The 26720-nt window shown below is 72.8% G+C and carries 17 protein-coding genes; 15 read left to right on the forward strand and 2 right to left on the reverse strand.

Annotation, left to right across the window (positions count from 1 at the left end; translation table 11 throughout):
• Positions 1-44 precede the first annotated feature (44 nt).
• Both O9Y01_RS03635 and O9Y01_RS03640 read left to right on the forward strand, forming a co-directional pair.
• Entirely contained in the window at positions 45-533 is a 489-nt protein-coding gene (locus O9Y01_RS03635) for a glycine zipper 2TM domain-containing protein (protein WP_269630117.1), read from the forward strand.
• A gap of 245 nt (positions 534-778) precedes the next feature.
• Positions 779-991 carry a hypothetical protein gene (locus O9Y01_RS03640; protein WP_269630118.1) on the forward strand — a complete coding sequence of 71 codons (213 nt, stop codon included), beginning with the start codon at positions 779-781 and terminating at the stop codon, positions 989-991.
• 173 nt (positions 992-1164) lie between these two features.
• On the opposite strand, the gene O9Y01_RS03645 is transcribed toward O9Y01_RS03640, so the two are convergent.
• Positions 1165-1647 (reverse strand): ParB N-terminal domain-containing protein, encoded by a 483-nt coding sequence (locus tag O9Y01_RS03645; RefSeq protein WP_269630119.1) that lies wholly within the window; start codon positions 1645-1647, stop codon positions 1165-1167.
• A 315-nt stretch (positions 1648-1962) separates the two neighbouring features.
• Here O9Y01_RS03645 and O9Y01_RS03650 point away from each other — a divergent pair, with 315 nt between their 5' ends.
• From O9Y01_RS03650 to O9Y01_RS03710, 13 genes are all read left to right on the forward strand, one after another.
• Positions 1963-2667: an ABC transporter ATP-binding protein gene (locus O9Y01_RS03650; RefSeq protein ID WP_269630120.1), complete on the forward strand. Its 705-nt coding sequence runs from the start codon at positions 1963-1965 to the stop codon at positions 2665-2667.
• On the forward strand, positions 2664-4076 hold the full coding sequence (locus tag O9Y01_RS03655; RefSeq protein WP_269630121.1) for an ABC transporter permease: 1413 nt from the start codon (positions 2664-2666) through the stop codon (positions 4074-4076). Before O9Y01_RS03650 ends, O9Y01_RS03655 begins: the two co-directional genes overlap by 4 nt.
• Positions 4077-4118: 42 nt before the next feature.
• Entirely contained in the window at positions 4119-4586 is a 468-nt protein-coding gene (locus tag O9Y01_RS03660) for a FixH family protein (RefSeq protein WP_269630122.1), read from the forward strand.
• Positions 4587-4620: 34 nt separating this feature from the next.
• Positions 4621-5793 carry a DJ-1/PfpI family protein gene (locus tag O9Y01_RS03665; RefSeq protein WP_269630123.1) on the forward strand — a complete coding sequence of 391 codons (1173 nt, stop codon included), beginning with the start codon at positions 4621-4623 and terminating at the stop codon, positions 5791-5793.
• 164 nt (positions 5794-5957) lie between these two features.
• A complete protein-coding gene (locus O9Y01_RS03670; protein ID WP_269630124.1) occupies positions 5958-11144 on the forward strand; it encodes a type I polyketide synthase in 5187 nt (1728 codons plus the stop codon).
• Positions 11141-18604 carry a non-ribosomal peptide synthetase gene (locus O9Y01_RS03675; protein WP_269630125.1) on the forward strand — a complete coding sequence of 2488 codons (7464 nt, stop codon included), beginning with the start codon at positions 11141-11143 and terminating at the stop codon, positions 18602-18604. The genes O9Y01_RS03670 and O9Y01_RS03675 overlap by 4 nt, the downstream gene beginning before the upstream one ends.
• 18 nt (positions 18605-18622) lie before the next feature.
• On the forward strand, positions 18623-19081 hold the full coding sequence (locus O9Y01_RS03680) for a hypothetical protein (RefSeq protein WP_269630126.1): 459 nt from the start codon (positions 18623-18625) through the stop codon (positions 19079-19081).
• Positions 19075-19836, forward strand: coding sequence for a thioesterase II family protein (locus O9Y01_RS03685; protein ID WP_269630128.1), 762 nt, complete (start codon positions 19075-19077; stop codon positions 19834-19836). Before O9Y01_RS03680 ends, O9Y01_RS03685 begins: the two co-directional genes overlap by 7 nt.
• Positions 19830-20600, forward strand: coding sequence for an outer membrane lipoprotein-sorting protein (locus tag O9Y01_RS03690; protein WP_269630129.1), 771 nt, complete (start codon positions 19830-19832; stop codon positions 20598-20600). The genes O9Y01_RS03685 and O9Y01_RS03690 overlap by 7 nt, the downstream gene beginning before the upstream one ends.
• Positions 20601-20603: 3 nt before the next feature.
• The gene (locus O9Y01_RS03695; RefSeq protein ID WP_269630130.1) at positions 20604-21320 is read left to right on the forward strand and encodes an ABC transporter ATP-binding protein; all 717 of its coding nucleotides are present in this window, start codon (positions 20604-20606) and stop codon (positions 21318-21320) included.
• A complete protein-coding gene (locus tag O9Y01_RS03700; RefSeq protein ID WP_269630131.1) occupies positions 21292-23784 on the forward strand; it encodes an ABC transporter permease in 2493 nt (830 codons plus the stop codon). The genes O9Y01_RS03695 and O9Y01_RS03700 overlap by 29 nt, the downstream gene beginning before the upstream one ends.
• Before the next feature lie 11 nt (positions 23785-23795).
• Positions 23796-24317: a cupredoxin domain-containing protein gene (locus O9Y01_RS03705; RefSeq protein WP_269630132.1), complete on the forward strand. Its 522-nt coding sequence runs from the start codon at positions 23796-23798 to the stop codon at positions 24315-24317.
• Positions 24314-25477: a hypothetical protein gene (locus O9Y01_RS03710; protein WP_269630133.1), complete on the forward strand. Its 1164-nt coding sequence runs from the start codon at positions 24314-24316 to the stop codon at positions 25475-25477. The genes O9Y01_RS03705 and O9Y01_RS03710 overlap by 4 nt, the downstream gene beginning before the upstream one ends.
• A gap of 62 nt (positions 25478-25539) precedes the next feature.
• On the opposite strand, the gene O9Y01_RS03715 is transcribed toward O9Y01_RS03710, so the two are convergent.
• Entirely contained in the window at positions 25540-26715 is a 1176-nt protein-coding gene (locus tag O9Y01_RS03715) for a fatty acid desaturase family protein (protein ID WP_269630134.1), read from the reverse strand.
• Positions 26716-26720 lie beyond the last annotated feature (5 nt).

Here is a 26720-nt window from a genome sequence, read left to right on the forward strand (position 1 = left end):
GCATCGCGTTGGAGGCACAAGACACCTGCCGGAGAACCATCCACATGAACAAGACCTTCACCCTTTGCGCCAGCGCCCTCGCCCTCAGCCTGCTGGGCGCCTGCTCCACCAGCAACCCGGACGTCGTCTCGCGCCATGACGCGCAACGCATGTCCCAAGTCGTCGACGCCACCGTGCTGAGCGTGCGCCCCGTGACCGTGGACGGCAGCCAGAGCGGCGCCGGTGCCGTGACCGGCGGCGTGGTGGGCGCGGTGGCCGGCTCCTCGGTGGGCGGCCGTCGCGAGGGCCAGGTCGTGGGCGTGCTGGGCGCCGTGGCCGGTGCCGTGATCGGCAATGCCATCGAGCGCAGCGCCACCCGCGAGGAGGCCCTGGAGATCCTGGTGCAGCTGCGCAATGGCGAGCGCCGCGCCGTCATCCAGGCCAAGGGCCAGGAGAGCTTCAACCCCGGTGACCCGGTCATCCTGGTGACGACCGGCGGCAAGACGCGTGTGAGCCGCGCTCCCGTGGTGAGCCAGCCCGCGCCCGCCCACTGATCCTTGCCCCCAGGCTCAGGGACTGAGCCTGCCAAGCCCCGAGGCCCGTCGTGCCGGCTCGTCAAGCCCGTGCCGCGGGCCTTTTGCATGGGGCCGGGCTCGCTGCCTGACTGCCTGCCTGCCTCCGGGCCAGCCGGGGTGACGACCGGCCCCCCCGCATCCTGGGGACGCCCTTCAGGGGGGGCTGCCGTGAGGCCCGCAAGCAGCGATGCTTCGCCCCATCGCCAGCGTCGTGAGTCCCCGACATGCCAAGCCTCAGCCTCGACTTCTACTTCGCCCCCTATCAAGTCCGTACCTCCCAGCACCCGGAACTGCATGAGCTGCCCGCCTCCCTGGAGGGGCTGGAAGTGCATGACAGCACCCTGGCGGAATGGCTGGAGGTGGGATCCGGCTTCGACCAGCTGACGCCGATGGAGCTGGTGGACACCGAGCTGCTGGACCGCCTTCCCCCCAACTGAGCCTGGCACCCGAAGCGGGAAGCAGGCGGGCCGCGGACAGCGGCATTGAAGGCAGGGCCCCGAGGGGCCCGGTCAGTACACCCGGGCGCAGAGGCGCCCGTTCAACACAAAAGGGCGCCTCGGCGCCCTTTTTGCAGTGCGGAAGGGGCCACATGGGCCCCCGGCCCCGCGGCTCAGCGCAGCAGGCCCACCGAGATCTCCGTCTCGGGCAGATTGGGCATGAAGGCATGCCGGGTGGTCTTGTAGGGCAGCAGCTGCTCGCTCTCCACAAAGCTCATCAGCTCGCCCAGGGTGTAGCCGCGGCCCGAGGCCCAGCAGCGCACGTCGATGCGCTTGTCGCCGTACTGCAGGGGGATGCAGGGCAGGCGGCGCAGGCCCAGCAGGCGCGCGGCGGCCAGCCGGTGGTTGCCGTCCATCACATAGCCGCTGCCGGCCTCCACGGGCAGGGCCGAGGTCCACAGACCCAGGGCCGAGATGCGGTTCGCCAGCTCCTGCACATGCGCGTCGTCGATGACCTCCGACTGGCGGAAGAACTCGATGGGGCGCACGGCCACGAGGTAGCGCACCTGGCTGCGCACGGCGTCGGTGTTGGCCTGCTCCAGGTCGCCGCCAGCCTCGGCGGGGGGAGCGAAGATGCGGTGGACTGTCTCCGTCATGGTGTCAGCTCACTCGGCAAAGAAGCGGGACGGGGTGAAAGGGGCGGCGGGTCGGCAGGACCTGCGGCGGGCGGTTCGGACTCATTCTTGTCTCCCTGGCCCGGCGGCTGCTAACGCGCTGCCGGTGCGCCTGGATTTTCACCAAAGCCGCGGCAAATGTCCCGCCCAAAAGCCGGCCGCAGGATGTACGAACGAACAGGTTTCCCGGCTTGCACCCTTCGATATCCTTCGGCCCGGTCGACGCCAGCCTTGCACGGGATGCCCCTGCGTGCTGGATCCCCCGCCCGACAGCCCCCAGAACTTCGCAGGCCCACCATGATCGCCGTGCACCTCCACGCCGTCGCCAAGACCTACCACCTCGATGCCGTGGGCGTTGCCGCGCTCCAGGACATCAACCTGGAACTGCGCGCCGGCCTGCTGACCGTGATCAGCGGCGCCTCCGGCAGCGGCAAGACCACCCTGCTCAACCTCATCGGCGGACTGGACCGCCCCGATGCCGGCCGCATCCACGTGGCCGGCCACGACATCGTCGCGATGGACGACGACCAGCTCTCCGACTTCCGCGCCCGCCACCTGGGCGTGGTCTTCCAGAACTTCAACCTGCTGCCGGTGCTCAATGCCGCGGAGAACGTCGAGTACCCGCTGGTGATGCTGGGCATGGACAAGGCCGAGCGCAAGGCGCGCGCCGCCGAGATGCTGGCCGCCGTGGGCCTGTCCGAGCAGGCCCGGCGCCGCCCCGGCGAGCTCTCGGGCGGGCAGCGCCAGCGCGTGGCCATCGCCCGTGCGCTGGCGGCGCGTCCGCAGCTGGTACTGGCCGACGAGCCCACGGCCAACCTCGACAGCCAGACCGGCGCCAGCATCATCGAGCTGATGCGCCAGCTGCAGCGCGAGCAGCAGGTCAGCTTCGTCATTTCCTCCCATGATCCGCAGGTCCTCGCGGCTGCCGACGACACGGTCCGCATCAAGGACGGCCGCATCGTCGAGCTGCGCCGCGCCGACACCCTGAAGGTGGCCGCATGAACACGCTCTCCCTGGCCTGGCGCAATCTGCTGCGCAACCGCCGCCGCTCCATCACCACGCTGCTGGCCATGATCGTCGGCGCCAACGCGGTGCTGCTCTTCGGCGGCTACAGCCGCAACATCACCTACGGCCTGCAGACCGACTACGTGAAATACGGCGGCCACCTGCAGATCCAGCGCGAGGGCTACTACCGCTACGGCAGCGGCAACCCGGCCGCCTACGGCCTGGCGCAGTACCGCGAGATCATCGCCGCCATCCAGCAGGACCCGGTGCTCAAGCCCCTGGTGCTGGTGGCCACGCCGACCCTGCAGCTGCAGGGCATCGCCGGCAACTTCGGCGCCGGCGTGTCGCGCACGGCCCTGGGCCTGGGCGTGGTCGTCGAAGACCAGAACCGCATGCGCGCCTGGAACGGCTACGACTTCCCCGTGCAGGTGCCCCAGATGGCCCTGACCGGCACCGGCCCCGAGACCGCCGTGCTGGGCACCGGTCTGGCCCGCGTGCTCCAGCTGTGCGGGCCGCTGAAGCTGCAGGACTGCCAGGCCGCCGCCGTGAAGCCCGCGGCCACCGCCCAGGCCGGGACCGGCGCGGCCGCCGATCTGCCCGCTGACATCGCCGACCTCGGCACGCTGGCCAATGGCCCGGCCGCCGCCGCACCGTCCTCGGCCGCCGCCATCGAGATGCTGGCCGCCACGGCGCAGGGCGCGCCCAATGTGGCCCGTCTGCAGGTGGTCAAGGCCGAGGAGCAGGGCGTCAAGGAGTTCGACGACGTCTACGTGGGCCTGCACCTGGCCCAGGCCCAGCAGCTGGTCTTCGGCAAGGAGGCCCCCAAGGCCACGGCCATCGTGCTGCAGCTGCAGCACACCGATCAGATTCCCGCCGCCAAGGCACGCCTGGAAAAGCTGCTGGCCGAGCGCTTCCCGCAGGAGCCCGTCGAGGTGCTGGACTTCAGCGCGCTCAACCCCTTCTACGGCCAGGCCCTGGCCATGTTCGCGACGCTCTTCGGCTTCGTGGCCCTGCTGATCGCCGCCATCGTGCTCTTCACCGTGGGCAACACCATGAGCATGGCGGTGATCGAGCGCACCGTGGAGATCGGCACCCTGCGCGCCATGGGCCTGCGCCGCGCCAAGCTGCGCCGGCTCTTCATGCAGGAAGGCCTGCTGCTGGGCATCGTGGGCGCCGTGCTGGGCGTGAGCATCGCGGCCAGCCTGGCCGGCCTCATCAACCACAGCGGCCTGACCTGGACGCCGCCCGGCCGCTCGCCGGTGCCGCTGATCATCCGGGTCTGGGGCGAGACCGGCCTCATCGCCGGCACGACGGTGGGCCTGATCCTCGTCGCCTCGCTCTCGGCCTGGCTGCCCTCGCTGCGCGCCGCCCGCCAGAACATCGTGGACGCGCTGCGCCACGTCTGACCCGCCTCACTGCCTTCGTCCCCTCATCGCGGAGCCCTTCCCATGACCACCGTCCACCGTCTGCTGCCCCTGCTGATCTCCGCCCTGGCACTGGGCGCCTGCGCCCCGCATGGCGACATGAACCACGGGCAGATGGCATCGCACCCCTCCCCCGACCTCAACCTGGCCCTGCAGCGCAACACTGACGGCGGCACCTACCGCGTCGAGCTGAGCCCGCCCGCCGAGCCGCTGCGCGTCAACAAGATCCACAGCTGGAACATTCGCCTGCTGGACGCCAATGGGCAGCCCGTGCCCGACGCCCGCATCGCGGTGGACGGCGGCATGCCCGAGCACGGCCATGGCTTCCCCACGCAGCCGCGCGTCAGCGCCGGCGGCGCGCCCGGCGCCTACGTGCTGGAGGGCATGAAGTTCAACATGACCGGCTGGTGGGAGATCAAGCTGGAGGTGCAGTCCGCCCGCGGCGCCGATCGCATCACCTTCAACACCGTGCTGCCGCCCTCGGCCTCCTGAGGCCGCGCACCCGACTTTCCCGCAGGACGACCGCATGCGCCGCTTCCAGACTCCCCTGCTCCTGTTGCTGGCCCTGGGGCTGCTGGCCGGGTCCCCGGCTCAGGCCCAGGGCGCCTCGGCCAGCGCTGCCGCCCCTGTCGTGAGCCCCGCCCTTGCCCGTGTGTCGGCGCCCGCCGAGGCCCACCCGTCCCAGGACCGGCTGACGCCCTACCGGCCCCGCCTGGGGCGCAGCAAGCCGCTGGTGGCCATCGTCGCCGAGAACTACTACACCGAGCTCACCGACTACGTGCTGCCCTACGGCGTGCTGAGCGCCGCGGGCGTCGCCGAGGTGCAGGCGCTGGCCACGCAGCCGGGTCCCATCCGCATGTTCCCGGCGCCGATGAACGTGGAGCCGCAGGCCACCACCGCCCGCTTCGACGAGGAGCACCCGGAGGGCGCCGACTACGTCATCGTGCCCGCCGTGCACAAGGACGACGACCCGGCGCTGCTGGCCTGGGTCAAGTCCCAGGCGGCCAAGGGCGCGACCATCGTCGGCGTGTGCGACGGCGTCTGGGTACTGGCCCGCGCCGGCCTGCTGGACGGGCGCCGCGCCACCGGCCACTGGTACTCGCGCGAAGACCTCCGCAAGAAATTCCCCCAGGTGCAGTGGCAGCAGCAGCTGCGCTACGTCGAGGACCGCCGCGTGATCACCACCACGGGCGTCAGTGCGACCATCCCCGTCTCGCTGGCCCTGGTCGAGGCCATGGCGGGCACCGAGCGCGCCACGCAGCTGGCCCGCGAACTCGGCGGGGCCGGCATGGCCTGGTCCGCCCAGCACCCGAGCGAGCGCTTCCAGATGAGCTGGAAGCACAAGCTCACCATTGGCGGCAATGCCATCGCCTTCTGGTCACACGAGGACGTCGGCATCCCGGTGGACCAGGGCGTGGACGAGATCGCGCTGGCGCTCAAGGCCGAGGTCTACTCCGCCACCTACCGCTCCACGGCCCTGGCCGTGGCGCCCCGCCCCGGCCTCGTCAAGTCGCGGCGCGGCCTGAGCATCGTGCCCGACCGCGTGATGGGCGCCGATGCTCCGCGCCGCATGCTGTCCGCCCCCGATGCCAACGAACCCCTGCAGGCGCTGGACCAGGCGCTCAAGGGCATTGCCAGCGACTACGGCCCGCGCACCGCCGCCTGGGTGGCGCTGCAGATGGAATACCCCGGTTACTGAAAGCCCCCAGACCCGCCACCCGGTGCCGGGCCCCCGAGGGGGCAGAAAGCCTGGGGCGGTCCGGCGTTTCCCTGAGAGCCCCGCGCCATCCGGCAAGCGCGCCCCGCAGGCGGCGCCGCGGCGCCGGCTCACCACGCCACGTCCCCACGTCCTTGACTGAGCCCATGTCCGAGTCAACGCCTCTCACCGCCCCGTCGGATCCCGCTCTGCCCTCCTGGGTGGCGCTGCTGCGCGCGCAGGCGGCCCGCCGGCCGGGTCATGCGGCCCTGGTCTTCCTGCCCGACGGCGAACGCGAAGGCGCGCGCCTGAGCTACGCCGAGCTGGACCTGCGAGCGCGCGGCCTGGCCGCCGCCCTCCAGGCCCAGGGCCTGCAGGGCCGCCATGTGCTGCTGATGCTGCCTTCGGGCCTGCACTACGTGCTGGGCTTTCTGGCCTGCCTCTACGCGGGGGCCATCCCCGTGCCGGGCTATCCGCCCAGCAACAGCATGCATGCGCGGCGCATGGCCCACATCGCCAGCGACTGCGAGGCCCGCGCCGCCCTGGTCAGCGCCACGCAGGACGGCAGCGAGGCCCTGCGCGAGGCCTGCGAGGGCCTGGCCTGCCCCATCCTGCGCATCGACGACGACGCCCGCCTGCAGGGCGAGGCCGCCGCCGCCTGCGATCCCGAGGCCTGGCAGCCGCCGCGGCTGGACCGCGACAGCGTGGCCTATCTGCAGTACACCTCCGGCTCTACGAGCCAGCCCCGCGGCGTGATCGTCACCCACGGCAACCTCCTGGCCCACGCGGCCGGCTGGCATTGCGCGCCGGGCCTGGGCGAAGACGACGTCTTCGTCAGCTGGCTGCCCCTATTCCATGACATGGGGCTGATCCTGGGCCTGCTGCAGATGTTCCACGAGGGCGGCACGGTCGTGCTGATGCCGCCCCTGGCCTTCGTGCAGCAACCGCTGCGCTGGCTGCAGGCCCTCAGTCGCTACCGGGGCACGGCCAGCTACGCGCCCAACTTCGCCTACGAGCTGTGCTGCCAGGCCGCCGAGTCTCAGCCCGCGCTGGCGCTGGACCTCAGCCCCTGGGCCGTGGCCGGCAACGGCGCCGAACCGGTGCGCGCCGAGACCCTGGCCCGCTTCCACCAGCAGTTCGCCCGCTTCGGCCTGCGCGCCGAGGCCCTGAGCCCGGGCTATGGCCTGGCCGAGGCCACGCTGACCGTCACCCGCCAGCCCCGGCTGCAGGCCCCGCCCGTCGTGCGCGCCAGCAGCGCCGCCCTGGCCCGCGGCCGCCTGCAGGCCGCGGTGGACGGCGAGCCCGTCACCGAACTCGTGGGCTGCGGCCGCGCCTGGCCGGGCGCCGAGGCGGTGATCGCGGACCCGCAGCGCGCCGAACGCTGCCCGGACGGCCGCATCGGCGAGATCTGGGTGCGCGGCGCGGTCGTCGCCCACGGCTACTGGCGCCAGCCCGCGCTGAGCAGGCAGGCCTTCCTCGCGCAACTGAGTGACGGCACCGGCCCCTGGCTGCGCACCGGCGACCTGGGCGCCTGGCATGAGGGCCAGCTCTTCATCACCGGCCGCATCAAGGACGTCATCGTGATCCGCGGCCAGAACCACTATCCGCAGGACCTGGAACGCAGCGCCCAGCAGGCCCACCCGGCCCTGGCCGGTGCGCAGGGCGCGGCCTTCGCCGTCCAGCTGGAGGGCCAGGAGCGGCTGGTACTGCTGCAGGAAGTGCGCCGCTCCGAACGCCACCGCCTCGACGGCGAGGCCATCACCCAGGCGCTGCGCGAGGCCATGGCGGCCAGCCACGGCCTGCATCTGCATGCCGTCTGCCTGCTGCGCCCGGCCAGCCTGCCCATGACCTCCAGCGGCAAGATCCAGCGCCATGCCTGCCGGCAGCTGTTCGTGGAAGGCGGGCTCAAGCCGCTGTACCAGTGGCAGGACAGCGCCACGCCCGCGGCCCAGGGCATGACCGCATCGCCCGCCAGCGCCGAGCTGTCCCGCTGGCTGCTGGCGCGCTGCGCCGCACTGAGCCACCTGCCGCAGGAGCTGCTGACCCTCGAGCAGAGCTTTGCCAGCATGGGGCTGGATTCCATGGACCTGGTCACGCTGTCCGGCGAGCTCTCCGCGCGCCTGGGCCGCCGCGTCGAGCCCACCCTGCTCTACGCGCAGCCCTGCATGGCCGCGCTGCTGGCCGCCCTGGCCAAGGAGGCGCCGGCCACCGCGCCCACCGCCACGGCCGCGCCGCAGGACGACGCCATCGCTCTCATCGGCATGGCCTGCCGCCTGCCGGGGGCCGACGGCGCCGAGGCCTTCTGGCAACTGCTGGACCAAGGCCGGGACGCCATCACCGAGGTGCCCGCGGACCGCTGGGACGCCCAGGCCCTCGCCGCCAGCGAGCCCGGCCAGCCCGGCCGCAGCGCCAGCCGCTGGGGCGGCTTCATCGAGGGCATCGACCAGTTCGACGCCGCCTTCTTCGGCATCTCCGCCCGCGAGGCCGATGCCATGGACCCGCAGCAGCGCCTGCTGCTGCAGGCCTGCTGGCATGCGCTGGAGGACGCCGGCCTGCGCGCCGACAACCTGGCGGGCAGCGACACCGGCGTCTTCATCGGCGCCATGACGCATGACTACCAGCTGCTGCAGCTGCGCCATGGCCAGGCCCTGGACGCCTACTTCGGCACCGGCAACCAGGCCAGCATCCTGGCCAACCGCCTGTCCTATGTGCTGGGGCTGCAGGGGCCCAGCTGGACGGTCGAGACGGCCTGCTCCTCCTCCCTCGTGGCCCTGCACCAGGCGCGCCGCGCCCTGCTGGATGGGGACTGCAGCCTGGCCCTGGTCGGCGGCGTCAATGCCCTGCTGGCGCCGGAGCTCTACGTGGCCCTGTCACAGGCCCAGATGCTCTCGCCGGACGGCCACTGCCGCGCCTTCGACGCCCGCGCCAACGGCTATGTGCGGGCCGAGGGCTGCGCCATGGTCGTGCTCAAGCGCCTGTCCGAGGCCCAGCGCGACGGCGACCGCATCCTGGGCCTGCTGCGCGGCTCCGCCGTCAACCAGGACGGCCGCAGCAACGGCCTCACCGCGCCCAACGGCCCTGCCCAGCAGGCGGTGATGCGCAAGGCCCTGGCCAGCGCCGGCCTGCAGGCTCAGTCGGTGAGCTACCTGGAAGCCCACGGCACCGGCACGGCGCTGGGGGACCCCATCGAGATGGAGTCCATCCAGCAGGTCTACGGCCGCAGCGAAGGCGCGCCGCTGTGGGTGGGCTCGGTCAAGAGCAATATCGGTCATGCCGAGCCCCTGGCCGGCCTGGCGGGGCTGTGCAAGGTGCTGCTGGCCCTGCGGCACGAGCGCATTCCCGCCAGCCTGCATGTGCAGCAGCTCAACCCGCTGCTGCGCCTGGAGGGCAGCGGCTGCCAGGTCGCCCGCGAGGCCCAGCCCTGGCCGCGCTCCGATCTGCCGCGCCGCGCGGCGATCAGCTCCTTCGGCTTCGGCGGCACCAATGCGCATGTGATCGTCGAGGAGGCGCCCGACGTGGCGCCCGGCGCCGCGGCGGCCGGTGAGGGGCCGGCGCTGCTGGTGCTGTCCGCCCGCAGCGATCGCGCGCTGCAGCAGCTGGCCCTGGCCTATGCCCAGCGGCTCGAGCACGCACCGACACCGCTGCAGGCCCTGTGCCAGGCCGCGGCCCTGCGCCGCTCCGCCCTGACGCACCGCCTGGCCGTGGTGGCCGGCGATGTGCCTGGCCTGGCCGCCGCGCTGCGCGCCCATGCGCAAGGCGAGCAAGACCCGACCCTCTTCACCGCCGAGCACGCCCAGGCGGCCCCGCGCCGCACCGCCTTCCTCTTCACCGGTCAGGGCAGCCAGTACCCCGACATGGGCCGCGGCCTCTACCTCAGCGAGCCCGTCTTCCGCCGCAGCATGGACCAGTGCGCCGCGCTGCTGCAGCCCTGGCTGGGCTTCTCGCTGACCGAGGCTCTCTATCCGGAGGCCCCCGGCGCCTCCACGCCCCTGCGGCTGGACGACACCGCCCATGCCCAGCCCGCGCTCTTCGCGCTGGAGTGGTCCCTGGCCCAGCTGTGGGCCGCGGCGGGCGTGCGCCCGGACGTGCTGCTGGGCCACAGCCTGGGCGAGTACGTGGCGGCCTGCCTGGCGGGTGTCTTCAGCCTGGCCGACGGCCTGCGCCTGGTCGCCGAGCGCGGCCGCCTGATGCGGGACCTCTGCCCGCCCGGCGCCATGCTCGTCCTGCAAGGCCCCGCGCCGGCGCTGCAGGCCTTCCACCAGGAGACGCAAGCCGGTGGCGAGCTGGCCCTGGCCGCCCGCAATGCGGCCGACTGCATCGTCCTGGGCGGCAGCCCGGAGGCCATCGAAGGCGCGCAGGCCCGCGCCCTGCAGCTGGGTCTGGAGGCCCGCCGCCTGCCGGGGCAGCGCGCCTTCCATTCGCCCGACATGCAGCCCATGCGCGCCGCCTTCGCCGAGGTGCTGGCTGGCATCACCCTGCAGGCGCCGCGCCTGCCCCTGATCAGCAATCTGGACGGCCAGCTCTGCGGCGAGGCCCTGGCCTGCGCCGACTACTGGCTGGACCACGCCTGCCAGACCGTCGAATTCGAGCGCTGCCTGCAGACGCTGGCGGCCCAGGACTGCGGCCGCCTCATCGAGATCGGCCCCGACCCCGTGCTCAGCAGCCTGGCCCGCCGCCACCCCTTGCTGGACGGCCCCGGCCGCCTGTGGATCGCCAGCCTGCGCCGCGGCCGCGACGAGGCCTCGCACTGGCTGGAGGCCCTCGCCCGCTGGACCGTGGCCGGCGGCGAGACCGACTGGCCAGCCTGGTACGCCGCCCGCGGTGCCGATGCGGCCCGGGCCTGGCAGCAGGTCGGCCCACTGCCCGCCTATCCCTTCCAGACGGAGTCGCACTGGTTCCAGCCCGGCGCCGGCAGCACGCTGCCCGCCGGCTCCCTGGGACAGCGCAGGCCCGGCGCGGCCTCCACGGTCGCGGCCGAACCGCAGTCCCGGCCCGCGCTGCCGGACACCCTGCTGCAGCTCCCGCCCGAGGACGCCCGCCAGGCCTTGCTGGACCACCTCCGCCAGCTTGCCTTCCAGGTGCTGCGCCTGAGCAGCGCACGCCGGCAAGACCTGACCCCCAGCTTCCCCGACACCGCGCTGAGCCAGCTGGGCTTCGATTCCCTGATGGCCCTGGAGCTGCGCAAGCAGCTGGCCCGCGACACCGGCATCGAGCTGCCGCTGCGCCAGCTGCTGGTCAACACCACCGCGCGCGAGCTGGCCGGCGTCCTGCACCGCCTGCTGCTGCTGCAGGACATGCGCCCCGCCGACGAGACAGCCAGCGCCGATGAAGGCCTGGAGGAGATTCTTCTGTGAACACCGACTTTAGCCTGAGCCAGCCCCCGGCCCTGGACGAGACCGCCGCGCCTGCCACCCCGCCGGACAGCATGGAAGCCCTGCTGCTGCGCCTGCGCCAGCGCGGCGTCCAGCTGCAGGCCGAAGGGGCGCAGCTGCGCATCTCCGCGCCCAAGGGCGCCCTGGACGACGATCTGCGCGCGGCGCTGAGCGCCGGCAAGTCCGAGATCCTGCGCCTGCTGCAGAGCCAGGAGCGCCGCAGCGCCCTGCCCCAGATCCAGCCGCAGCCGGCCCAGCGCCACGAGCCCTTCCCGCTCACCGACGTCCAGCACGCCTACTGGATGGGCCGCCAGCCTTTCGTGGAGCTGGGCGGCTTCTCCACCCACTGCTACTTCGAGTTCCAGCGCGCCGGCCTGGACATCGAGCGCCTGGAGACGGCGCTGCAGGCCCTGATCCTGCGCCACGACATGCTGCGCGCCGTGATCAACGAGGACGGCACCCAGCGGGTGCTGCCCGAGGTGCCGCCCTACCGCATCGAATGCCTGGACCTGCGCGAGCAGGGCGAGGCCCAGGCCGAAGCGGCGCTGCTGGCCCAGCGCGAGCAGCTCTCGCACAAGCGCGGTCCGGTCGACCAGTGGCCGCTGTTCGCCATCCGCGCCGCGCGGCTGCCGGGCGAGCAGCTGCGGCTCTTCGTCAGCCTGGACATGCTGATCATCGACGCCTCCAGCATGTTCCTCTTCTTCCAGGAATGGCAGCAGGCCTACGAGGACCCGCAGCGCCTGGCCCCGGCCCAGGCCTTCAGCTACCGCGACTACGCCCTCTTCGAGCAGACCCTGCACGAGCAGCCCGAGTTCCAGCGCGCCCGAGACTACTGGACCGCCCGCCTGGACAGCCTGCCTCCCGCACCGGGCCTGCCCCTGGCCCGCCAGCCGCACGAGCTGACCGAGGTGCGCTTCGAGCGCCGCGAGCAGCGCATCGCCGCCGCGGACTGGGCCCGGCTCAAGACCCTGGCCGCGCAGCACGGCGCCACGCCCACGGTGCTGCTGATGACGGCCTTCGCCGAAGCCCTGCGGCCCTGGTCCGCCACGCCGGACTTCAGCCTCAACGTGACCCTCTTCCACCGCTTCCCGGTGCACCCGGAGGTCGATCAGCTGATCGGCGACTTCACCGCCACCAGCCTGCTGGCGGCCCGGGCCCAGGCGGGCGACAGCTTTGCCGACCGCCTGCAGCGCCTGCAGGCCCAGCTGGCCGAGGACCTGGACCACCGCGCCTACAGCGGCATGCGCGTGCTGCGCGACCGCGCCCGCCACCTGGGCCACGCGCCCGGCGCGGCCATGCCCGTGGTCTTCACCAGCACCCTGGCCCTGGACGGCCGGCAGTCCACCACCGGCGGCCTGAGCTTCTTCGGCGACATCGTGCACGGCGTCAGCCAGACCCCGCAGGTGTGGATGGACCACCAGATGGCCGAATTCGACGGCGAGCTGCGGCTCTTCCTCGACGCCATCGAGGACCTCTTCCCCGCCGGCCTGCTGGACGACTGCTTCGGCGCCTACGCCCAGCTGCTGCGCACCCTGGCGGCCGATCCCTCGGCCTGGGCGCAGCGCCCGCTGCCCGCCACCCTGCCCGCGCGCCATCTGCCGCTGCTGGCGCAGCTGAACGCCACCGAGGACCCCGCCATCGGCCACGGTCTGCTGCAGGACGGCCTGATCATCCAGGCCCGCCGCCAGCCCGAGTCCCTGGCCGTGATCGCGGCCGACGGCCAGCTGTCCTACGGCCGCCTGGCCCGCGAGGCGCAGGTGCTGGCGGAGGCCCTGCAGGCCCTGGGCGCCGGGCGCGAGCAGCCCGTCGCCGTGATGATGGACAAGGGCTGCGAGCAGGTCCTGGCCGTCTACGGCGTGCTGATGGCTGGCGCTGCCTACCTGCCCATTGACCCCCGCCTGCCGGCCGAGCGCCGCCGCCATCTGCTGAGCGCCAGCGGTGCCCGCCTGCTGCTGACGCAAGCCGCCCACCACCCCGGGCAAGACCTGACCCCGGGCCTGCGGGTGCTGTGCCTGGGCGACGAGGCGCTGGCCGCGCCGGCCATCGCACCGCCCCCGGCAGCGACCCGCCCCGGCGACCTGGCCTACGTGCTCTTCACCTCCGGCTCCACTGGCGCGCCCAAGGGCGTGATGATCGAGCACGCCCAGGCGGTGAACACCCTGCAGGACATCAACCGCCGCATGCAGGTGGGCCCGCGGGACCGCGTGCTGGCGCTGTCGGCCCTGCATTTCGACCTCTCCGTCTATGACCTCTTCGGCGTCATCGCCGCCGGCGGCTGCCTGGTGATGCCGGACCCCGCACGCCTGCATGACGCCCAGCACTGGGCCGAGCTGGTGCAGGCGCACCGCGTGAGCCTGTGGAACTCGGTGCCGCAGCTGCTGCAGCATTTCGTCGAGCATCTGGAGCATCTGCAGGCCCAGGGCGAGCCCCTGCCCGGCGGGCTGCGCCAGGCCATCCTCAGCGGGGACTGGATCCCCGTCGGCCTGCCCGACCGCGCACGCCGCGTCTGCCCCGACCTGCAGCTGCTGGCCTCGGGCGGCCCCACGGAAACGGCCATCTGGTGCACGCAGTACCCCATCGGCAAGGTGGATCCGGCCTGGTCCAGCATCCCCTACGGCCGGCCGCTGGCCAACCAGCGCATGTGGGTGATGGATGACCTGCTGCAGGAGCGCCCGGTCGGCGTCACCGGCGAGATCTGCATCGGCGGCGCCTGCGTGGGCCGCGGCTACCTGGGGGACGAGGCCCAGACCGCCCAGCGCTTCCTGCGCCACCCGCGCACCGGCGAGCGCCTGTACCGCTCGGGCGACCTGGGCCGCGTCACGGCCGAGGGTCAGATCGAGTTCCTCGGCCGCCAGGACCACCAGGTCAAGCTCAACGGCCTGCGCATCGAGCTGGGCGAGATCAACGCCTGCCTGCTGCGCCAGCCCGGCATCCGCCAGGCCTGGACCGGCGTGCGCAGCGAAGGCGCGCAGAAGCAGCTCGTGAGCCTGCTCGTGCTCGACCCGGACGACGCGGCCGCCGCCGCCCGCCTGGCTGACGGCTCCCTGCGCCAGGCCCTGGCCGCCTGGCTGCCCGACTACATGCTGCCCCAGCGCTTCCAGCGGCTGGAGGCCCTGCCCCTGAGCGCCAATGGCAAGGTGGATGCCGCCCAGCTGCAGGCCCTGCTGCAGGCGCAGCAGGCCGAGGGCGCGGCGCCCGCGGCGCAGACCGACGCCGCTGCCCAGGCCCTGCAGGAGCAGCTCCTCCCCTTGTGGCGTTCCCTGCTCGGTCGGCAAGACCTGACCCCTGCGCAGAGCTTCTTCGACGTCGGCGGCGACTCCCTGCTGGCCCTGCGCCTGCTCAGCCGCGTGCGCGAGCAGCTGGGCCTGGCGCCCGCGCTCCAGGGCCGGCTGATGCAGTGCTTCTTCCAGCAGCCCCGCCTGGCTGACTTCGCCGCGGCGCTGGCCCGCCTGCAGCAGGACCCGCCGGCACAGGGCGCGGACGAACTGCCCCTCATCGAGCCCGCCGCGGCACCGACGGGCGAGGACTTCCCCGCCGCCGACGTGCAGCTGGCCTTCCTGATGGGTGACGGCGAGGACCTCGAGTTCCATGTGCGCACCCACCACTACGTCGAGGTGGAGATGCCCGCCTTCGACCCGGCCCGCTACGAGCAGGCCCTGCAGCGAGAGCTCCAGCGCCAGGCCGCCAACATCGTGGTGGCCACGCCCGAGCTTCGCCTGCTCCCCGTGCAAGACCTGACCCCGCTGCCGCTGAGCCTGGACGACTGCCGCGCGCTCGACGCTGCGGCCTGCGAGGCCCGCCTGCTGGCCACCCGGGCCCGCATGGAGCGCCAGACCCTGCCCGTGCACCACTGGCCCTGGATGGACGTGCACGCCACCCTGCTGCCGGGCGGCCATGCGCGCCTGCACATCAACTGCAATGCCGTGTTCTGGGACGGCTTCGGCACCCAGCAGTTCTTCGCCAACGTGGAGCGCTGCTACCGCGAGCCCGGGCTCGTGCTGCCGCCGCTGACCCTCACCTTCCGCGACTGCGTGCTGGCCCTGGAGCGCCTGGAGCAGGGCCCCCAGGGCGAGCGTTCGCGCCGCTACTGGATGGAGCGCCTGCCAGCCATGCCCGCCGCGCCCGCCCTGCCGCTGAAGCCGCGCCTGAACCGCCGCCAGCGCTCGATGATGAAGCGCCGGGAGATGGACCTCAGCGCCGCGCAATGGCAGGCCCTGCGCCAGCGCTGCGAGGCCCGCGGCCTGCGCCCCGAGGCCGGGCTCTTCGCCGCCTATGCCCAGATCCTGTCCTTCTGGAGCGGCTCGCGGCACTTCCTGCTCAACAACATGGTCTCGCACCGCCTGCCGATGCACGAGCAGATCTTCGAGATCGTGGGCAACTTCTCCGCGCTGTACCCGCTGGAGGTGGACTGGCGCGAGGGCGGTGGCTTCGCCGAGCGCTGCCGCCGCCTGGATCAGCGCATGCAGCAGGACGCGCAGCACCTGCACTGCAGCGGCGTGCAGGTGCTGCAGGCCTACAACCGCGTGCACGGCCAGGCCGGCCGCGCCGCCTGCCCCTTCGTGGTGGGCAACGGCCTGGCCATGAAGCCCTTCACCCGCTCCCTGCACGGCTGCCTGGAGACCCCCCAGGTGCTGCTGGACAACCAGTTCTTCGGCCTGGAGGACGGCGGCATCTGGATCACCTGGGACGTCTTCGAGGACGTCTTCCCCGCCGGCCAGGTGGACGCCATGTGGCAGGCCTACGCGCGCCTGCTGGACCAGCTGGCCCATGACGACGCAGCCTGGGACAGCGAGGGCTTCGACCTGCTGGACGAGGCCGCCCGCGCCCTGCGCCGCGCCTACAACGACAGCGCCGCCCCGCGCCCAGAGGGCCGCCTGCTGCAGGATGGCCTCCTGGAGCAGGCCCGCCAGCAAGGCGATGCCCTGGCCCTGGTCGCCGAGGGTCAGCGCCTCAGCTACGCGCAGCTGGCCGCGCAAGCGCTGGCGCTGGCCGGCCAGCTGCAGGCCCGCGGCCTGCGCAGCGCCGAGCCCGTGGCCGTGCTGCTGCCCCGCGGCCCCTGGCAGGTGATCGCCGTGCAGGCCATCCTGGCGGCCGGCGGCGCCTATGTGCCCATGGACCCGCAGTGGCCGGCGCAACGCCTGCAGCAGCTGCTCGACAGCACCGGCGCGCGCCTGGCCCTGTGCCTGGCCGGGCTCGATGCCCCCGCGCTGCCGGGCCTGCACTACCTCGCCGTCGACCAGCTTCCTTCTGGCCCCGCCTGGCAGCCGCCCGCCGCCAGCGAGACGCAGCTCGCCTACATCATCTTCACCTCGGGCTCCACCGGCGTGCCCAAGGGCGTGATGATCGACCACCGCGGCGCGCTCAACACCATCGCCGACATCAACCGCCGCTTCGGCGTGAGGCCGGCGGACGTGCTCTTCGGCGTGTCCTCGCTGTACTTCGACCTCTCGGTCTACGACCTCTTCGGCAGCACCCTGGCCGGCGCCCGCCTGGTGCTGCCGGACGCGGCCACCGGCGTGGACCCTTCGGCCTGGCTGCGCCAGATGCAGGACGAGGGCGTGACCGTGTGGAACTCGGTACCCGCGCTGATGCAGCTGCTGGTGGACGCCGCGCTGGCGGCCGGCGTGCAGCTGCCGCAGCTGCGCCTGGTGATGCTCAGCGGGGACTGGATCCCGGTGACCCTGCCCGACCAGGTCCGCCGCATCGCGCCCAACGCCCAGGTGGTGAGCCTGGGCGGCGCCACGGAGGCCTCGATCTGGTCCATCGTCTACCCCATCGGCAGTGTGCCGGCGGACTGGCCCAGCATCCCCTACGGCCGCCCCCTGGCCAACCAGCGCTGGCATGTGCTGGACGAGGACGGCCGCGAGCTGCCCGACGGCGTCACCGGCCAGCTGCACATCGCCGGCACCGGGCTGGCCCTGGGCTACTGGGGGGACGAGGCGCGCACCGCCGCCGCCTTCATCCGCCACCCGCGCAGCGGCGAGCGGCTCTACCGCACGGGCGACCTCGGCCGTATGCTGCCCGAGGGCCAGATCGAGTTCCTGGGCCGCGCCGACTTCCAGGTCAAGATCCAGGGCTACCGCATCGAGATCGACGAGATCGAGCACGTGCTGCTGGCCCACCCCGGCGTGCGCGGCGCGGCGGTCATCGTGGTCGGCAGCCAGGCGGGCAAGCAGCTGCAGGGCTTCGTCATCGCCGACGAGGACCTGGACCTGGCGGCCGTGCAGGCGCATGTCGGCGCCCGCCTGCCGGCCTATATGGTGCCCAGCCGCCTGCAGCGCCTGGCCCAGCTGCCGCTGACCGCCAATGGCAAGGTGGACCGCAGCGCCCTGGCCGCCATGGCGATCAACGAGCCCCGAGAGCAAGGCAGCGTGGCGCCGCGCAATGCGCTGGAGCGCAGCCTGGCCGAGATCTGGTCGGCCGTGCTGGGCGTGCAGCCCGGCGTGCATGACGACTTCTTCGCCCTGGGCGGCCAGTCCTTCGCCGCCGTGCGGGTGATGACGCGGATCGAGCAGCAGCTGGGCCTGCGTCTGCCGCTGTCCCTGATGCTGGAGGGCCGCACCATCGCCGCACTGGCCCAGGCCATCGAACAGGCCCGGACCCAGCGCACCGAGTCCCCGGCCGTGGCCAGACGCTCACGCGCCCTGGTCTGCCTGCAGCAGGGCAGCAGCCAGGAGCCGGGCTGGTACTTCGTTCATCCGGCCGGCGGCCATGTGCTGTGCTACCGCGAGCTGGCCCAGAGCATGCCCGGCCACTTCCATGCCTTCCAGGCGCCGGGCCTCTCCAATGACGGTGCGCCGCTGGACGAGGTGCCGGCGCTGGCCGCCCACTACCTCGCGGCCCTGCGCCAGCACCAGCCCCAGGGCCCCTACCGCCTGGGCGGCTGGTCTTCGGGCGGCACCATCGCCTTCGAGATGGCCCGCCAGCTGGAGGCCGAGGGCGAGCAGGTCGCCTGCCTGGCCCTGCTGGACACCCCGGCGCCGCTGGCCGGCGAGCCTCAGGCGCCGAGCCCGCGCCAGCTGCTGCAGTGGTTCCTGCAGGACCTGGAGGCACCGCTGTCCGCCGACATGCTGGCGCAGATCCAGACGCAAGACCTGACCCTCGCGGCCGCCCTCTCGCTGCTGCACGGCCAGGGCCTGGCCCGCCACCTGGACGCCCGCGCCCTGCAGGCCGTGCATGCCGTGTTCTGCGCCACGGTCGGCGCCTGCCAGCGCTACCGCCCCGGCCCCGTCGGCCTGAACGCACCGCTGCTGGTGCTGCAGGCCAGCGAGGGCGAGGTGGCCGAGTTCGCCGGCCACCCGGATGCCCACCGCAGCGACTGGGGCTGGCGCGCCTACGCCGCCGGCCGCCTGCGCAGCCTGCGCGTGCCGGGCAGCCACTACAGCCTCTTCAAGCCCCCTCAGCTGGACGGCGTCGCCGCCCTGCTGCAGACCCCGTTCTGAACTGATCCGGAGCAAGACATGACCCCTCCTGTTGCCGCCACACATTCGGCCCCCCTCCGCATCGCCTTCCTCTGGCTGGCCCTGAGCCTGACCCTGCTGATGGTGATCGCCTCCACCCTCGTCAAGGCCGCCATCCAGACCGACTTCAGCGAGTTCGTCCACCACCCCGGCCCACGCGGCTGGGAGGTGTTCTGCCTGCAGTTCTTCGTCTACCTGAGCCTGGGCACCGCTGCCCTGTATCTGCAGACGCCCTGGTTCCGCTGGCTGACCCTGCTGCTGTTCACCTTGGCCGGGCTCTACATGCTGGCGCACCAGATCGGCCACATGGCCGAGGGCTGGCGCTACGGCCTGACCGGCGCGGTGGACCTGGCCCATCACCTGCTCAGCGCCCTGGGCGTGTGGCAGGCCTGGCGCTGGTGCCGCCAGGCGCGCCAGCAAGAGGGCGCCGCCCTGAAGCCGCAGGAGCTCGCATGCTGAGCGCCGCTTCACGCGCGGCCCAGGAGCCCCCGCGCCTGCTCCTGCTGTGCTTCGCCCATGCCGGAGGCCACACGGCCTGCTTCCTCAACTGGCAGGCGCAGATGCCGGCCGGCGTGCGCGTGATGCCGGTGGAGCTGCCCGGCCACGGGCGGCGCATCCGCGAGGCCTTGCTGACCGACTACGAAACCCTGGTCGACAGCCTGGTCGCGCAGCTGCTGCCGGAGATCGAGGCGCTACAGCGCCAGCACCCCGGCCTGGGCTATGCCGCCTTCGGCCACAGCGCGGGGGCGAGCTTCGGCTTCGGCGTCTGTGCGCGCCTGGCCGAGCGCCTGGGGCAGGCGCCCGTGCACGCCTTCTGGTCGGCCGGCGCGCCGCCCCACATCCCCCGGCCGCCCCGCTCGCGCTACAGCGACGCCCAGCTGCTCGAGGAGGCGCGCGCCCTGGCCGGCACGCCCGGCGAGGTGCTGGACAACCCCGAGCTGATGGCCTTCTTCCTGCCCATCCTGCGCGCCGACTTCGCGGCCTTCGAGGGTGCCAGCCTGGACGCCGCCCGCCAGCTGGACTGCCCCTTCACCGTCTTCGCCGCCACGCGGGACCGCATCCCGCCCGAGGACATCTGGGCCTGGCAGCGCCATGCCAGCCAGGGTGCGCGCCGCGTGCTTCTGGACGGCGACCATTTCTCCGTGCTCTACACGCCGCAGGCTCTGTGGAGCCACGTGCGCCAGACGCTCGGCGAGGAGCTCACGACATGCTGATGAACCCCGCCCGCCGCCGCCTGTGCGGCGTCCCCTTCAGCCTGCTGCTGGCCGGCCCCGCCCTGGCAGCCGCCAGCCCCACGGCCGAGGAAGTCATCGAGCGCTTCGACAAGCTGCTGTGGGGCAGCACCCTGCAGGGCCAGTTCGAGATGACCATCACCACGCCTTCGTGGTCGCGCAGCCTGACGCTCAAGCTCTGGACGCACCGCCCCGCCAAGTCCTTCGTGCGCATCGTGGCGCCGGCCAAGGACGCCGGCATCCTCTCGCTGCGCCTGGGCTCGGAGATGTGGAACTACCTGCCCAATATCGAGCGCAGCATCAAGGTGCCGCCGTCCATGATGCTGCAGCCCTGGCTCGGCTCGGACTTCAGCAACGACGACATGGTCAAGGAAAGCAGCATCGTCCACGACTACCAGCACCGCTTCGTCGGCGAGCCGCGGGTGGAGGGCGTGGACGCCTGGGAGATCGAGTCCCTGCCCCGCCCCGAGGCCGCCGTGGTCTGGGGCCGCCTGCTGAGCCTGGTGCGCAAGGGCGACTACGTGCCCCTCAGCACCCGCTTCTTCAACGAGCGCGGCCAGCTGGTGCGCACGCTCAGCTACTCCGACGTGCGCCCGCTCGGCGGCCGCCAGCTGCCCACACGCTGGGAGATGCAGCCCGAGAACCAGCCGGGCAAGAAGACCACCCTCGTGATCCAGGAGGCGCGCTACGACCAGCCCATCGCGGAGGACGTCTTCTCGCTCCAGAACCTCAGCCGGAGGCGCTGACCCATGACCCGCTTTCCCCTCATCGAAGCCCGCGACCTCTGCCGCGAGCACCAGCAGGGCGAGCAGACCGTGCCCGCCCTGCGCCACGTCCACCTGCGCATCGAGGCCGGCGAGTTCGTGGCCCTGGCCGGCCCGTCCGGCTCGGGCAAGACCAGCCTGCTCAACCTGCTGGGCGCGCTGGACCGCCCCAGCAGCGGCGAGCTGCGGCTGGACGGCCAGGACCTCGCCCTGCTCAGCAAGACCGAGCTGGCGGGCCTGCGCCTGCGCAAGCTGGGCTTCGTCTTCCAGCACTACAGCCTGATCCCGGTGCTGTCGGCGCTGGAGAACGTCGAGTACGTGCTGGTGCTGCAGGGCGTGCCCGCGGCCGAGCGCCGCCAGCGTGCCTCCGAGGCCCTGGCCTCCGTGGGCCTGGGCGCCCTGCTGGACCGCCGGCCGGACCAGCTCTCGGGCGGCCAGCAGCAGCGCGTGGCCGTGGCCCGCGCCATCGTCGGCCGCCCGGCCCTGGTGCTGGCCGACGAGCCCACCGCCAATCTCGACTCCGACACGGGCGACGGCCTGCTGGCCCTGATGCGCGACCTGAACCAGCGCACCGGCACCAGCTTCGTGATCGCCACCCATGACAGCCGCGTCATGCAGAGCGCCAGCCGGCTCGTGCGCCTCAAGGACGGCGCCATCCTCGAGGACTCCGCCCATGCCCTTCCTGAAGCTTGCCCTGCGTAATGCGCGCCGCCAGGTGCGGCGCTCCCTGCTCATCCTCGGCGTCACCAGCCTGGGCGTGCTGGCCATGGTGCTGGCCTGGTCCGTGCTGGACGGGCAGAACCAGCAGATGGTGCGCAACATGACCGAGGTCTACAGCGCCCATGCCCAGCTGCAGCGCGTCGACTTCCTGGACCAGCCCAGCCTGGACCTGAGCTTCCCCGCCCACATGGCCGCGGACCTCGCCGGCCAGCCGGGCGTGAAGGCGGTGAGCTCGCGCATCACCGGCACCGGCCTGCTGAGCGCCGCCACCCAGGTGCGCGGCGTGCTGCTGGTGGGCATCGACCCCGTTCAGGAACCCCAGGTCACGCGCCTGGACCGCCAGATCGTGCAGGGCCACTACCTGCGCCCCGGCGAACGCGGCGGTCTGCTGCTGGGCCGCAGCCTGGCGACCAGCCTGGGCGTGCGCCCGGGTGACGAGGTGGCCGTGCTGGCCGAGGGGCGCCACGCGGCCATCGGCTCGCTGCGCCTGCAGGTGCGCGGCATCTTCGACACCGGCAACTCGCACACCGACGCGCAGCAGGCCTTCCTGGGCCTCGGCGACGCCTCCGAACTCTTCGGCACCGAGGGCGAGATCACCAGCGCCGCACTGCGCCTGGACAGCCTGGCCGCATCCCCCCGTCTCCTGCAGCAGCTGCAGGCCGGCCTGCCCTGCGGCCTCGTGCTGCGCGACTGGGCGGCCCTGCTGCCCTCGGTGGCGCAGTCCGTGCAGTTCCACGAGGGCCTGGCCCATCTGCTGATGCTGATCCTCTTCGTCGTCGTGGCCACGGGCCTGGCGACCAGCCTGCAGATGTCCGTCTCCGAGCGCCTGAACGAGTACGGCACCCAGCTGGCCCTGGGCACCACGCCCTGGCAGCTGTGCCGCAGCATCGTCTACGAAGGCCTGCTGCTGAGCGGCCTGGGCTTCTTCATCGGCTATGCCCTGGCCGCGCTGATCGCCACGCAGCTGGCACGCGAGGGCATCAGCCTGCCCCAGCACGGCGAGGCCTTGGAGACCATGCAGGGCCTGGGCCAGCGCATCCATCCCTACCTGGACCCGCGCCGCCTGCCCACGCTGCTGCTGGGCCTGGGCCTGGTGAGCTTGCTGGCCACGCTGCTGCCGGCCTGGCGCGCCGCGCGGCTCACGCCGCTGGCGGCGCTGCGCGGCGTCTGGAGGGAGCGGCCGCCGCGGCGCCGCAGCCGCCGCGACGTGGCCTCCTCGAGCAGCCCGCGCTGGCCCACGCTGGCCCTGGCCTGGCGCAATGTGCGCCGCTCGCCGTGGCGCTCGGCCCTGGCCGGTGCCGCGCTGAGCCTGGGCCTGGCGGCCTTCATCTTCGTGCAGGCCCTGGCCGCGGGCTTCATGAAGCAGATGAGCGACAACACCACCGGCTTCGTCACCGCGGACCTGCAGGTCCAGCACCCGCTGTTCCGCCACCAGATGCAGCCGGCCTGGCACTTCAGCGCGCAGGAGCCCTGGCTGGCCCGGCTGCGCGAGCGGCCCGAGGTGGCGGGCCTGAGCCTGCGCCTGCAGTCAGAGGCCACCGTCAGCAGCACCCGCAAGGCCGAGGCCGTGCTGCTGGTGGGCATGGACGCCCAGGCCGAGCGCCAGGTCACGCGCCTGCACGAGGCCGTGGTACAGGGCCATCTGCCCGCCCGGCCGCAGGACGCCGTGCTGGGCAAGAAGCTGGCCGAGCGCCTGGACCTGCATGTGGGCGAGCGCCTGGTGGCCATGGCCCAGGGGGCGGACGGCGGCCTGGTGTCGGAGGCCTTCGTGGTCAGCGGCATCCTGGACACCGGCGCCCACGGGCCCGACACCGGCATGGTCTACATCGACCTCGCCCGGGCGCGCCAGCTGCTGGGCCAGCCCGGCAGCGCCAGCGCCGCCCTCGTCCGCCTGCAGCATCCCGAAAGCCTGGCAGCCCAGCGTGCGGGCCTGCAGGCCCTGCTGCCCACCGATGGCAGCCGCCAGCTGATGAGCTGGCAGGAGCTGGTGCCCGAGGTGGCCCAGACCGTCAACCTGGTCAAGCACGGCGTGCTGCTGATCCTGGCCATCGTCTTCCTGATGGTGGCCACCATCGCGATGAACAGCCTGCTGATGTCGGTGATGGAGCGCAGCCGCGAGTTCGGCACCCTGATGAGCCTGGGCGCCAGCCCGCGCACCCTGCTGCGCCTGGTGGCCGGCGAGGCCGGCGTGCTGGCCGCCCTGGGCGCCGGCGCGGGCCTGCTGATGGGCGGCGCCCTGGTCGCGCACTACGCCTGGACCGGCCTGCGCCTGCGCGCCCATGGGGCCGAAAGCCTGGGCCTGGGCGACATCGTCCACCCCCAGTTCTCCGGCCCCGCCATGCTGGGCGCCGCCGCCGTGCTGTGCCTGCTGGTGCTGCTGGCCTCGCTGGTGCCGGCCCTGCGCATCGGCCGCCGCGAGCCCGTCGCCGCCCTGCGTCAACCCTGAAGCTTCCTCCCATGTCCCCTTCCCACTTTCGCGCCCCCTCGCGCTTCATGAGCCTGCTGCTGCCCCTGGCCCTTCTGACGCCGCAGGCGCAGGCCCATGGTGACCACGTCCATGCCCAGCGCAATGCGGCGGGGCCCTTCCCGGTCGAGCAGCTGGACTTCGGCATCCCCGGCAATCCCCGCAAGCTGCAACGCACCTGGCTGCTGGAGCTGGACGACGACGAGCGCCTGGAACCATCCCAGATCAGCATCCCCCTGGGCAGCACCGTGCGCCTGGTCATCAGCAACAACGGCAAGCGCCCGCATGAGCTGGCCCTGGGCAGCCCGGCCACGCTCAAGGCACTGGCCGACGCGCGCCGCCAGCGTGGCAAGGCGCTGGACGAGAGCGTGCACGTCTTCACCATTGCCCCCGGTGACAAGGACGAGCTGGTCTGGGAGTTCAACCGCGCCGGCACCTGGCTGCTCCAGTGCCTGGATCCCGCCCTTGTGGGCAAGGCGCAGCCGCTTCGCGTGCTCGTCCAGCCCAAGCCATGAGGCGGGGCAGGACGGCCGGCCGCCCCCTGCTGCCGGCGCTGGGCCTGTGCCTGCTGGCACAGCTCGCCCAGGCCCAGTCACCGGACGGCAACCCGGAGGACCCCTGGCGGCTCAGTGGCAGCTACCGCGCCCTGGGCGTATACCAGCAGCCGCAGGACCTGCCGCGCCAGCGCAGCCTGGGCCAGCGTCTGCGCCTCAGCCTCGCTGGCGATCTGGCCACCTGGCCGGAAGGCGGCCTGCGCCTGCAGCTGGACCACGACAGCGAGCTGCTCAGCGGCGACACGGCCTACCGCGCCGCGCTGGACGAGGCCCTGGCCGTGCCCCAGGACCAGGCCCTGCGTGACCGCAGCGTCTGGTGGCGGGACCGCCGCAGCCTCGGCCGCCAGCAGTTCTTCCGCGCCTTCGTGCAGGCCCGCGCGGGCGACTTCAGCGCCACCCTGGGCCGCCAGCGCATCGCCCTGGGCCAGGGCCGGCTGTGGAGCAGCCTGGACCTGCTGAACCCGCCCAACCCGCAGCAGATCGAGCGCGAAGACTTCATCGGCGTCGACGCCCTCCTGATGGAGCAGGCCCTGGGCCCGCTCTCGCGCGCCAGCCTCGTGCTCGCCCCCAGGCCCGGCGGCGGGCCTGCGCGCTGGCTGCTTCAGTGGCGCACGCACGCCCTGGCCATGGACCTCAGCGTCAGCCATGCACGCTATGGCGAGGACCGGCTGCTGGCCGTGGACATGGCCGGGCAATGGGCCGATGCCGGTCTGCGCGCCGAATTCACCCGCACCGCCCCCGCCGCGGGCCCGGCCTACTTCAGCGGCGTGCTGGGGGCGGACTACGCCTTCAATCCCCAGCTCAGCGCCAGCCTGGAGTGGTACTGGCGCAGCCGGCCCCTCGCTCCGCAGGCGGCGGTCGGCGGCCAGGCCCGACCGCCCCAGGGCGCCCATGCCATCGGCCTGAACCTCAGCTACGAGCTCACGCCCCTGCTGAAGCTGCAGGGCCTGTGGCTGCGCAATGCCGGCGACGGCAGCCAGCTGATCGCCCCGGGCTTCAGCTGGTCGCTCAGCGAGAACGGCGTGCTCAGCGCCGGCCTGCAGCGCTTCAGCGGCGACGCCCGCAGCGAGTACGGCCCGGGCGGGCGCCTGGCCTTTGTGCGCTACCAGCGCTATTTCTGAGCGCCTGAACGACGAAGGCCCCGGCGCGAGCACGGGGCCTTCTGCCATTGGGCGCGGCAGCGCTACTCGACGGCCGCGGCCAGCGGCGCGCCCTGCTCGTCGATCACGGCCACGCGCATCAGGCCCTGCAGGCTGGCACGGCGCATGAGGTTGGCATCGGCGTCGGGCGGCGGTACTTCGCCCGAGGCCAGGGGCGGCGAAGTCTCGAAGAGGCGGAACACATCGCCGGGGCTGACGCCCAGGGAGCCGCGGCGGCGCAGCACGTCTCGGTAGCGGTGGAAGGGCAGGCCCGGCATCTCGTGGTGCAGCTGGTGGGCCCAGGCGCCATGCGGAAACACGAAGAAGCGCCACAGCGGCGAAGGTTCGGCCAGCGACAGGGTGTGCGCGCCCACATGCTCGCAGTAGCCCCGCAGGCGGAACACCGCCCAGAAGCCGGTGGCATAGCCGCCGAACCACAGGGCCAGCAGCATCGGCCAGCCGCTGTAGTCCAGGGCCTGACCCACGCCATAGGCCAGGCCCGTCAGCAGCGCCAGGCGCAGGGCCACCTGGGCCAGGCCCAGGCCCAGGTCCCGCGCGATGGCGCCGCGGCCGCGCGGCAGGTGGCGCAGGCGCAGGGGGAGGATGTCGCTGTCCTGGTCCTTGCCCTTCTTCAGCAGGTGCATCAGCAGCTGGTTGATGCGGGCGAAGCAGCGCGGCGAGGCCATCCAGAGGATGAAGATGACGGCGCCCGGCAGCGCACCGCCGCACAGGGCCATGCCGGTGAACAGCGCGACCTTGCTGCGCCTGATGGGCAGGCCCCAGCTGTTGTCCACGCGCTTGAAGACCAGCTCGGGGTCCCGCAGCGTGCCGGTGTGGATCTTGGGGTGGTGCCCCTCGTTGTGGAACATGCGCCAGGCGTTCAGGCTCACCAGCAGCGGGCCGTAGATCAGGCCGGTGGCCAGCAGGTCATTGACGGTGGCATTGGGGCAGATGGTGCGGTGGCCGGCGTCGTGGGCCAGCAGGGCCAGGCGGTGCTGGAACACGCCCACCATCCACATGCCCGGGGCCAGGCAGAGCGCCTTCAGCGCCCAGTGCTGCACCTGGCCGAAGGCCCAGAGGCTGCAGGCCATGGCGAGGGCGATGCCGCCCCAGTCCAGCAGGGCACGGCCCAGCCAGGGCCAGATGCGGCGGTCGGCCATGCAGTGCGCCTCGAAGCGCTGCCGCTCGGCCTTGGCGTCCAGGGTCAGGGTGGCTGACATGGGTG

This window comes from Pelomonas sp. BJYL3 (genome assembly GCF_027257975.1).
In the GTDB taxonomy this organism is placed as follows: domain Bacteria; phylum Pseudomonadota; class Gammaproteobacteria; order Burkholderiales; family Burkholderiaceae_C; genus Roseateles_B; species Roseateles_B flavus.